Raw genomic sequence first — 10,770 nt, 5'->3', positions numbered from 1 at the left:
GAGGCGTCACTCGGCTCTTCGGCCTGCACAGCCTCAGACCACGGCACGAAAACGGTCCACCGACTCCGTCGGCGGACTGTCACGAAACTTTGAGGTTAGAGGGTTGCGCGCTTTCGCTCGGCAGTCGAGCTGAGAAATGGCACCCCACGGGGCACCGGGGCCGAATCCAATGGTCACTATTCCCTCGGGCGGTTGGTCGCGGGCATAAGAAAGCCCCCGCTATCGCCGGGACTGGCAAAAACAAGACATGCAGTTTCTAACCCGCCCAGGGTGGCGGTTTCAAGGAAGGGTGTTTAAACGGGCGGCGTGAGAGCGTGTAAACGATCTCCCTTGGAGAGTGCGGGCATGGAAAGGCCCCCGAAGCGTTTACACGCAACGGGGGCCAGGGATTCAGAGGGTCAGGTGACTATCCGCCGCTGTACGGCCGACGCGCGGGCAAAACGAACTCCGCTTCAGGCTCGGTCATCCAATACCCTTCGGGGACGTGAAGCCCAGTCTCCTTAGCGATCTCCGCAAGCTCAAGCATTTTGCAAACCACTCGGCGATTTCCTTCTTCGTTCTTCCCGACCGTGATCGTTACCCCATGGCGCTGAAGGAACACCCGACGCTGTTCATCATCTTTCGCGGCCCATTCCTCCGCGTAGTTGCGCCCCGTTTCCTTCCAGGCGGGGGCATCCTCCGCCTCCTTGATTTCCTTACGCAGTCGCTCGACCTTGGCCGACTGGGATTCGTGCTGCTTCCAGTAGCGCTCGATCTGAACTTCAGTCTTGATACGACCGGCCAGATAGTCAGCCTCTAGCCTGTCAAGCATGGCTTCAGCTTCCACCAGTTCCGTCTTCGCTTGACTGATCGAATTGCCAACCCTCTCCATTACAGGGAGGGGCCCAAGGGTGACATTCACGAATTGGCCGACGGCCGTATCGAGATCTTCCCTCCGGATACGCCCGGGGTCGGAACAAGTCCCCGTGTTGATGTTATTGCACGCGTAGTAATGGAAAACTCTGCCGTTCTCCTTGGTCTTCTTGGACGAAGACATACGGGCGCCGCACACATCGCACTCGGCCACGCCGCCCAACATGGAACGCGAGGGCGTAGCGCGCGATACCGGACGGTTAGCCGTGATGCTGGCCACCAGTTCCGCCCACTCCCCGTATTCCATGAGCGGGTCATCCGTGATCCGTACCGGCTCACCATCGTCATCCGCGACAGTCTCACCCTTATAGGTGTAGATACCGCCGACCGTGGGGTTAGTCACGATCGCTCGGATAGCGTTAGCGGTCCAAGCGACACCCTTCGGTTCGTCGCCGCGATCAATGCGCAGGTAATCCCGCCAGGTCGGAACACCACGCTTGTTCAGATCAACGGCAATCTTGTACGAGGACCAATCACTCTTCAGCTTCTCCACAATGTCACGGAGAAGGTTCGCGTATTCGTCATCCTGGATGAGCTTCTTACCCCCGTCCTCTTGGCGCTCAAATCGGTATCCGAACGGGAGTACACCGCCGATCCAAACGCCCTTCGCCTTCCGGGCCATCGAGCCGGACAGGGCACGCGCACGGATGGTGTCCAACTCACCTTCCGCGAACGCGGCGATGATCTGAGCGAACATCTTGCCCATGGGGGTGGACATGTCGATGCCCTCGGTCACGGACACGATGGTCTTGCCGTGCTTCTGGCACCACTCGAAGATCTCGGCGAAGTGACCCGCCTTCCTGCTGAGGCGGTCGAGCTTCCAGACAGCCAACACGTCCCACTCGTCGGCCCGCTCGGTGAACCAGGGACCGAGGCCCGGTCGCTTGAAGGGATGCATAGCGCCGGACACGTCCACGTCCTCGGCCCACCCCACGATGCGTCCCTCTATAGAGGGGCCGTGCGCCCAGTGCTCGACGGCCGCGCGCTGCTTCTCCGGGCTGGTCGTGTCGTCCTTCATGACGGAGAGGCGAACGTTCCCCAGGACCCTCGGGTTAGAGATCATGCGCGGATGTTACGGGTGGTGCTGCCAACTGAACAAGTCGAACGACTTCTTCCAGGACCCGGCGCCCGCGCCGACGTTCACGTCGATCCCGGTGCGGGGTCCCGGCCTGGGCTGACCCGGCAGCGTCACCGACACAGAGCCCCCGGCAGTCGGCCGGGGGCTCTGTGCGTATGGGGGTTCTCGGGTAAGCCCCCCCGGCAAAAGGCACTTCACTCGTGGAACGGACACCCCGACCCTCAGCGGCGCCCTTCGGCGGCGGCGACACACCCGAGCGGCCGAGGCCCGGAACATCCCCGGCCTCCCGATCGCTGTACCGGATATGAGCGAATACCGGATCGAGCACGACTCCATGGGCGAAGTACGCGTCCCCGCCGAAGCCAAGTGGCGGGCCCAGACCCAACGGGCCGTCGAGAACTTCCCGATCTCCGGCCAGCACATCGAGCGGGCGCACATCGAGGCGCTCGCGCGCATCAAGGGCGCCGCGGCGAAGGTGAACGCCGAGCTGGGGGTGCTCGACAAGGACGCCGCCGAGGCGATCCAGGACGCCGCCGAGGAGGTCGCGCGCGGGGACTGGGACGAGCACTTCCCCATCGACGTCTTCCAGACCGGTTCCGGCACCTCGTCCAACATGAACACCAACGAGGTCATCGCGACCCTGGCGACGGAGCGGCTCGGCCGTGACGTGCACCCCAACGACCACGTCAACGCCTCGCAGTCCTCCAACGACGTCTTCCCGTCCTCCATTCACATCGCCGCCACCGCCGCGGTGACCCGCGACCTGATCCCCGCCCTCGACCACCTCGCCGCGGCCCTCACCCGCAAGTCCGAGGAGTTCGCCGACGTCGTGAAGTCGGGGCGGACCCATCTCATGGACGCCACCCCCGTGACCCTGGGGCAGGAGTTCGGCGGTTACGCGGCCCAGGTCCACTACGGCGTCGAGCGCCTGAACGCCTCCCTCCCCCGGCTCGCCGAACTGCCGCTGGGCGGCACCGCCGTCGGCACCGGCATCAACACCCCGCCCGGTTTCTCCGCCGCCGTCATCGAGGAGATCGCCCGCACCACCGGGCTGCCGCTCACCGAGGCGCGGGACCACTTCGAGGCGCAGGGCGCCCGGGACGGCATCGTGGAGACCAGCGGGCAGCTGCGGACCATCGCGGTCGGGCTGACGAAGATCGCCAACGACCTGCGGTGGATGTCCTCCGGGCCGAGGACCGGGCTGGCCGAGATCTCGCTCCCCGACCTCCAGCCCGGCTCGTCGATCATGCCCGGCAAGGTCAACCCGGTGATCCCGGAGGCCGTCCTCATGGTCGCCGCGCAGGTGATCGGGAACGACGCGACCGTCGCCACCGCCGGAGCGGCCGGCAACTTCGAGCTCAACGTCATGCTGCCGGTCATCGCGAAGAACGTCCTGGAGTCGATCCGGCTGCTCACCAACGTCTCCCGGCTGCTCGCCGACCGCACCGTCGACGGCATCGTCGCCCACCGCGAACGCGCCCGGGAGTACGCCGAGTCCTCGCCCTCCGTGGTCACCCCGCTCAACAAGTACATCGGGTACGAGGAGGCCGCGAAGGTCGCCAAGAAGGCGCTCGCCGAACAGAAGACGATCCGCGAGGTCGTGCTGGACAGCGGATATGTGGAGCGCGGCGACCTGACGGCCGAACAGCTCGACGAGGCGCTGGATGTCCTGCGGATGACACGGCCGTAACCTTTCCCCACCTCGGCGTGAACCGTGACGCGCACCGCAGCGTCGTATGCCTATGGCACCTAATATCTGGTCATGGCAGACGGTGGAGCGGTGAGAGCAGTGGAAGCGGGTACGTCGACGGCCTTCTGGGAGCCCGGGAGTCAGATCCTGTGGCGCTACCGGGAGAACGCGGGCGCGCACTTCCACATCGCCCGCCCCGTCACGGTCGTACGCGACGACGAGGACCTGCTCGCCGTGTGGCTGGCGCCGGGCACCGAGTGCGTGAAGCCGGTGCTGGCCGACGGCACGTCGGTGCACGCGGAGCCGCTGGAGTCCCGCTACACCAAGCCGCGGACCGTGCAGCGGGATCGCTGGTTCGGCACCGGGGTGCTGAAGCTGGCCCGGCCGGGGCTGCCGTGGTCGGTGTGGCTGTTCTGGGAGCCGGGCTGGCAGTTCAAGAACTGGTACGTGAACCTCGAAGCGCCGCTGGCGCGTTGGAGCGGGGGTGTGGATTCCGAGGACCACTTCCTGGACATCACCGTGGAGCCGGACCGCAGTTGGCAGTGGCGCGACGAGGACGAGTTCGCGCAGGCCCAGCAGGACGGCCTGATGGGCCCGGAACTGGCCGAACAGGTCCGCGAGGCGGGGCGGTCCGCGGTGGAGGTGATCCGCGCCTGGGGCCCGCCGTTCTCGGACGGCTGGCCCGACTGGCGGCCCGATCCGTCCTGGACTGTGCCGTTCCTTCCGGAAGACTGGGACCGTACGCCCGCGCACTTGTCCTCATGAGACCCTTGATGCGCCCCCGGGCTGCAAACGTAGGATCGTCCTCCGCAAGAGTGCGCAGCGGCAACTACCGGAGCGGGCACTGGGCTTGACCGATCGTCACCGAGGGGCGGCAGGACGTGGGCGTGGGGTACGAGGGCAACACCGGTACGGGCCGCAGACGGTTGACCAAAAACGCAGGAACAGCCCCTGACCACGCGGGAATTCCGTTCCTGGGACACGCATTCCGGGTATCGGGATTTCGGCGGGACCAACTGTGCGTACGGCGCGCAGCCCCGGACGGACGGATTCGACACGCGTGACGGAGCACCCGACCTCCTTCGAACGCCCCCAGCCGGGCGTCGACCCCACGGACCCCCGTGGGGCGCTCCTGCGTTCCCCGGCGCCCTCCCCCGCCCCGGGCGTCGAGGCGTCGGCCGCTTTACCGGTCCAGGGGCGTTCAGGCGACGCCCCGCCGGAGACGGCACCCGTCCTCCAGAGCAGCAACAGCACGACCGGCACGTCCGGTAGGCCCGGCAACAACAAGGACATGGGTATGAACCCGGCCGGCTCCGGCCCCGAGCACTCCCAGCCGGCCTCCGCCGAGCAGGACCCGCACCGCCCGCGGCCCGCCCCCGAGGCGGTCCCCGTCCAGCCCGGCGGTGAGGACGACAAGACGTCCCAGAGCGGCGACGAACGCCGTACCGGACAGGGACTGCCCCCGGGCCGGCCCACGCCCATGCGGCGGGACGGCGACCGGCTGCGCTTCGTGGGCGCGGCAACCCGCCGGATCGCCCGCGGTATCGACCTGGACGAGATCGTGATGGGTCTGTGCCGGGCGACCGTGCCGACCTTCTCGGACGCGATCCTCGTCTATCTGCGCGACCCGCTGCCCGTCGGCGACGAGCGGCCCACCGGCCCGCTCGTGCTCAGGCTGCGGCGCAGCGACCGCATCCCGCAGCAGGAACGGGACCTGGAGGACGGCATCCTGCCGGTGCCGGTCCCGGAGAACCCGACCGAACTGGACGCGCTCGGCACCGAGCTGTGCGAGGTACAGCCCGGCAGCGCGCTCGCCGAGGTGCTGCGCGGGGTGCGCCCGGTCTTCACGGACACGCCCGCGGCCCACGCCGCGCTGCCGGAACTGCTCGGTGAGGGCGGCGAGTTCGCCGTACCGACCGGTCGGCGCGCGATCCTGGCCCCGCTGCGCGGCCGGCGCCGGGTCATCGGCGCCGCGCTGTTCCTGCGCCGCCCGGACCGCATCCCCTTCGACCCGGACGACCTCCTCGTCGCCGCCCAGCTCGCCACGCACAGCGCGCTGGGCATCGACAAGGCGGTCCTGTACGGCCGTGAGGCGTACATCGCCGACGAGTTGCAGCGCACGATGCTCCCGGAGACCCTGCCGCGTCCGACCGGCGTCCGGCTGGCCTCGCGCTATCTGCCGGCCGCCGAGACGGCCCGGGTGGGCGGTGACTGGTACGACGCGATCCCGCTGCCGGGCAGCCGGGTCGCGCTGGTCGTGGGTGACGTCATGGGTCACTCCATGACCTCCGCGGCGATCATGGGCCAGCTGCGCACGACCGCCCAGACCCTCGCCGGGCTCGACCTGCCCCCGCAGGAGGTGCTGCACCACCTCGACGAACAGGCCCAGCGGCTCGGTACGGACCGTATGGCGACCTGCCTCTACGCCGTCTACGACCCGGTCTCGCACCGCATCACCATCGCCAACGCCGGTCATCCACCGCCGGTGCTGCTGCATCTGGGCGGCCGTGCCGAGGTGCTCCGGGTGCCGCCGGGCGCGCCGATCGGTGTCGGGGGCGTGGACTTCGAGGCCGTGGAACTGGACGCGCCCGCCGGGGCGACGCTGCTGCTGTACACCGACGGGCTCGTCGAGTCGCGCCTTCGGGACGTCTGGACCGGCATAGAGCAGCTGCGGGAGAAGCTCGCCGCGACCGCGCAGCTGACCGGGCCGGATCACCCGCCGCCGCTGGAGGCGCTGTGCGACGAGGTGCTGGACATGTTGGGACCGGGGGACCGGGACGACGACATCGCGCTGCTGGCGGCCCGGTTCGACGGGATCGCGCCCAGCGATGTGGCGTACTGGTTCCTTGAGCCGGAGGACGCGGCACCGGGGCGTGCGCGGCGGCTTGCGCGGCGGGCGTTGTCGCGTTGGGGCATGGAGGATCTCACCGACTCCGTCGAGTTGTTGGTGAGTGAGGTCGTCACCAACGCGGTGCGGTACGCGACTCGGCCGGTGACCCTTCGGTTGTTGCGGACCGATGTGCTGCGGTGCGAGGTCGGGGACGATGTGCCGCAGTTGCCTCGGCTGCGGCAGGCTCGGGCCACGGATGAGGGTGGGCGGGGGTTGTATCTCGTCAATCGGCTCGCTCGGCGTTGGGGGGCCACTCGGTTGAGTACCGGGAAGGTTGTGTGGTTCGAGCTCAATCGGGGGTAGTCGGCCCCTGAGGCCAAAAGCAAGGGGCGCCCGGCTCTCGCCGGGCGCCCCTTGCTTTTGGCCTGCTACTGGTCTTCGTTCGGGTTCGGGTCGAACGGATTCTCCGGCGGGCTCGTGCTCACCTCAGGAGCGCTTGGCGCGCTCGTCGTCGGGGTCTCCGTCGGGGTTTGGGTCGGAGTCTCCTCCGGAGACGTCGGAGCCTTGGTCGTCGGGGTCTGCGAGGGTTTCTGCGTGGTCGGGGTCGACGACGGGGTCTTGGACGGGGTGGCCGTGGGGCTCGGGGTCCAGGTGGGCTGGACCGCGGCGCCCTGGTCGGTGTCCAGGGTGAACTTCGCGTTCTCGGCCGTGACACCGAAGGTGTACTCGGCCCAGATCTGCGCCGGGAAGCCACCGCCGTTGACACGGGGTTCGCCGCCGACGCCGTACATCTTGGCCTGCGCCTTGGTCTTGTAGTTCTCGCCGAACAGACCGACCGAGGTGACCAGGTCCGGGGTGTAGCCGGTGAACCAGGCCGACTTGTTGTCGTCGGAGGTACCGGTCTTGCCGGCGACCTTGCGGCCGTCACGGGCCGCGTTCTGCTGCACGGACACCTTGGCCGTACCGTCGTCGACCACGCCGGTCAGCACCGAGGTGACCGTGTCGGCGGCCTCCCGGCTGATGACCTGTTCGCCGATCGGGTCGGGCATCTGGAACTCGGTGCCGCCCTGCTCCGCCGACTTGATGATGGTCGGCGTGACCTGCTTGCCGTGGTTGTCGAGGGTGGCGTAGACACCGGCCATCTGGATCGGGCTCGCGCCCATGGTGCCGAGGGTGTAGGCGGGCAGCGGCTTCAGCTTGCCGGTGTCCATGCCGAGCTTGGTGGCCGTCGCCAGCACCTTGTCCATGCCGACGTCCACGCCCATCTGCGCGAAGACGGAGTTGATGGACTTGTTCATCGCTGTCTGCACGGTGACCTTGCCGTAGTCCTCGTCGTCCTCGTTCTCGGGAGCGAATCCGACCTTGTCGCCGTTGCTGTCCACGACCGGACGCTTGCTGGTGCCGTCGTAGATCGTGTTGGCGCCGATCGCCTTGCCGTCCTGCGTCTCCGAGCCGTTCTCCAGGGCGGCGGCGAGGATGACCGGCTTGAACGTCGAGGCCGGCTGGTAGTCGGTGCGGTTGGCGTTGCTGTAGAAGTGCTTGGTGTAGTCCGTGCCGCCGTACAGGGCGACGATCTTCCCCGTCCTGGGGTCGACGGAGGCGGCACCGGCCTGGACGTTTCTGTCGACCGTCCGCTTCTTCGGATCGAGCTGGCTGGTCAGCTGGTTCTTGACCGCCTTCTCCAACTGGGCCTGCTTCTTCTTGTCGATGTTCAGGGTGATGGTCCAGCCGGAGTTCTCGACCCGGGCCTCGGCCTCGTCCTGGGTGATGTTCTCCTTGGCCATCAGCTGCTTCTCGAGCTGCTGCTTGGCGAGCTTGACGAAGTAGCCCTTCTGCCCCTCCAGGCCGGGGGCGGCCTTGGGCTCCTTGGGCACCGGGAACGTCATGGTCTCGCGCTTGGCCTTGTCCAGCCAGCCCTGCTCGACCATGTTGTTCAGAACGTAGTTCCAGCGCTCCTGCACCAGCTTCTTGCCGGTGGGGCTGGCGACCGCCCAGTCGTACTGGCTCGGCGCCTGGAGCAGCGCGGCGAGATAGGCGCCCTGCTCGACGCTGAGCTTCTTCGCGTCGACGCGGTAGTAGTCCTGGGCGGCGGCCTGGATGCCGTAGGCGCCGCGGCCGTAGTAGCTGGTGTTGATGTAGCCCGCGAGGATGTCGTCCTTGGACGTCGTGCGGTCCACCTTCAGCGAGATGACCAGTTCCTTCAGCTTGCGCGTGACGGTCTGGTCCTGGTCGAGGTAGTAGTTCTTGACGTACTGCTGGGTGATCGTCGAGCCACCCTGCTTGCCCTTGCCGGACAGGGTGTTGATCAGGCCGCGGGCGGTGCCCTTGAGGTCGACGCCGGCGTCCGTGTAGAAGGTCTTGTTCTCCGCGGCGACGAAAGTGCGCTGGACCGGTTTGGGCACCTCGGAGAGGTCCACGATCTCGCGGTTGGTGTCGCCCTCACGGGCCATGACCGAGCCGTTGCTGTACTTGTAGATGTTGCTCTGCTCCTGGGCGGCCGCGTTGCCCTTGGGCACCCCGATCATCATGTACATCACGACGAAGGCGCCGATGGCGAGCAGGCAGAAGCCGAGGAAGGTGCCGAGGATCTTCTTCCAGGTGAAGAGCCGGCGTATGCCGCTCTTACCGCTCTTACCGTTCTTCGCGCCCTTCTTACCTCGCGCGGCGGCCTTGCGTGCCGCGGCTCTGCCGCCGGTGGTGATGCCCTCGCTCGGCGTCCCGGACGAGCGTGTGGGCGGCGCCGCGCGGCGGCCACCGCGCTGACGTGCTCTTCTCTCTTCCGCTCGTCCCATGGGTCGACTCGCTCCGCTTCCTCATCGGCGGCCACACAGTTCGTGGCTCAGGTCAGCTCAGAAAGCTAACACCGGTCTATATGACTCACGGCCTTCGATCCGGCCTTCGGCGGGCGTGACAATCAGCACCCGCCTCCTAGGAACCAGACCGACGAGGAGGCGTCAAGGTTGCCGGAACGGGGTAAAGTGATATCACTTAGATATGCTTTCGATAGATGGGGGACCCCTGTGTCCATGGACGACTCGGTACCCGAGGTACCCGAGGTGCCCGACATGCCCGCCCCGCGCGTACGCGAGTTCGCCGCGCACAGCATCGGCGGCGCGCTCGCGCTGCTGCTCGGCCTGGTCGGCCTGCTGCTCGCGGTCTTCCTGTTCGCCGCGAGCGGGGAGAGCCCCGGATTCGCGGTCGGCGGGGTCGTCGTGCTGATCGCCGCACTCATCTCGCTGCGCGGCCTGAACACGGTCGCGCCCGGCGAGGCCCGGGTCGTCCAGCTCTTCGGCCGCTACAAGGGCACGATCCGCCAGGACGGCCTGCGCTGGGTGAACCCCTTCACCTCCCGTACGAAGATCTCCACCCGGGTCCGCAACCACGAGACCGCCGTCCTCAAGGTCAACGACGCCTACGGCAACCCGATCGAGCTGGCCGCGGTCGTGGTGTGGAAGGTCGAGGACACCGCGCAGGCCACCTTCGAGGTGGACAACTTCGTGAAGTTCGTCGCCACCCAGACCGAGACCGCCGTACGGCACATCGCCATCGAGTACCCCTACGACGCCCACGACGAGGACGGGCTCTCGCTGCGCGGCAACGCCGACGAGATCACCCAGAAGCTCGCCACCGAACTGCACGCGCGCGTGGAGTCGGCCGGAGTCCAGATCATCGAGTCCCGCTTCACCCACCTCGCCTACGCGCCCGAGATCGCCTCGGCGATGCTCCAGCGGCAGCAGGCGGGGGCGGTCGTCGCGGCCCGGCGACAGATCGTGGAGGGCGCGGTCGGCATGGTCGAGGAGGCGCTCGCCCGGATCACCGAGCGGGACATCGTGGAGCTGGACGAGGAGCGCAAGGCGGCGATGGTGTCCAACCTGATGGTGGTGCTGTGCGGCGACCGGGCCCCGCAGCCGGTCCTCAACACCGGGACGCTCTACCAGTGACGGCACCTTCCGAGGGGGGCTCCCCCGAGCGGCGGCCTCAGCAGCGCAAGCAGGTGCTGCTGAGGCTGGACCCGCTGGTGTACGAGGCGCTGGCGCGGTGGGCCGGGGACGAGCTGCGGTCGGCCAACGCGCAGATCGAGTTCCTGTTGCGCAGGGCCCTGAAGGAGGCCGGGAGACTGCCCGGGGACACCGGGCCGCTGCCGCGTCGGGGGCGGCCGCCCAAGGACGCCGGGGACGCTCGGGACACGTAGAGCGCGCGTAGCAGAACCGTGACAATCGGCCCCCACCTGCAACTGCTCACCCCCTGACTGCCACCTAC

7 protein-coding genes are annotated in these 10,770 nt (G+C 67.9%); 5 read left to right on the top strand and 2 right to left on the bottom strand.

Features of this window, described 5'->3' with window-relative positions; genetic code table 11:
- Positions 1–406: 406 nt before the first annotated feature.
- Positions 407–1,975 carry a recombinase family protein gene (locus AB0D34_RS40620; RefSeq protein WP_362671560.1) on the bottom strand — a complete coding sequence of 523 codons (1,569 nt, stop codon included), beginning with the start codon at positions 1,973–1,975 and terminating at the stop codon, positions 407–409.
- Between the two features lie 319 nt (positions 1,976–2,294).
- On the opposite strand from AB0D34_RS40620, the gene AB0D34_RS40615 reads away from it, so the two are divergent.
- From AB0D34_RS40615 to AB0D34_RS40605, 3 genes are all read left to right on the top strand, one after another.
- Positions 2,295–3,680, top strand: a complete 1,386-nt coding sequence (locus AB0D34_RS40615; RefSeq protein WP_362671557.1) for a class II fumarate hydratase — start codon at positions 2,295–2,297, stop codon at positions 3,678–3,680.
- Positions 3,681–3,779: 99 nt separating this feature from the next.
- Positions 3,780–4,445: a DUF402 domain-containing protein gene (locus AB0D34_RS40610; RefSeq protein WP_362671580.1), complete on the top strand. Its 666-nt coding sequence runs from the start codon at positions 3,780–3,782 to the stop codon at positions 4,443–4,445.
- Between the two features lie 295 nt (positions 4,446–4,740).
- A complete protein-coding gene (locus AB0D34_RS40605) occupies positions 4,741–6,873 on the top strand; it encodes a SpoIIE family protein phosphatase (protein ID WP_362671554.1) in 2,133 nt (710 codons plus the stop codon).
- Positions 6,874–6,938: 65 nt separating this feature from the next.
- Here AB0D34_RS40605 and AB0D34_RS40600 read toward each other — a convergent pair whose 3' ends face one another.
- On the bottom strand, positions 6,939–9,302 hold the full coding sequence (locus tag AB0D34_RS40600) for a transglycosylase domain-containing protein (protein ID WP_362671551.1): 2,364 nt from the start codon (positions 9,300–9,302) through the stop codon (positions 6,939–6,941).
- Positions 9,303–9,536: 234 nt separating this feature from the next.
- Between AB0D34_RS40600 and AB0D34_RS40595 the strand changes: the two genes are divergently transcribed.
- Both AB0D34_RS40595 and AB0D34_RS40590 read left to right on the top strand, forming a co-directional pair.
- On the top strand, positions 9,537–10,451 hold the full coding sequence (locus AB0D34_RS40595; RefSeq protein ID WP_362671548.1) for an SPFH domain-containing protein: 915 nt from the start codon (positions 9,537–9,539) through the stop codon (positions 10,449–10,451).
- Positions 10,448–10,702, top strand: a complete 255-nt coding sequence (locus tag AB0D34_RS40590; protein ID WP_362671545.1) for a hypothetical protein — start codon at positions 10,448–10,450, stop codon at positions 10,700–10,702. Before AB0D34_RS40595 ends, AB0D34_RS40590 begins: the two co-directional genes overlap by 4 nt.
- The last annotated feature ends 68 nt before the right edge of the window (positions 10,703–10,770 follow it).

The sequence above is a fragment of the Streptomyces sp. NPDC048420 genome (assembly GCF_040651535.1).
In the GTDB taxonomy this organism is placed as follows: domain Bacteria; phylum Actinomycetota; class Actinomycetes; order Streptomycetales; family Streptomycetaceae; genus Streptomyces.
The sequence above is the reverse complement of the archived record's forward strand: the minus strand, read 5'-3'. Positions and strand labels throughout refer to the sequence as shown.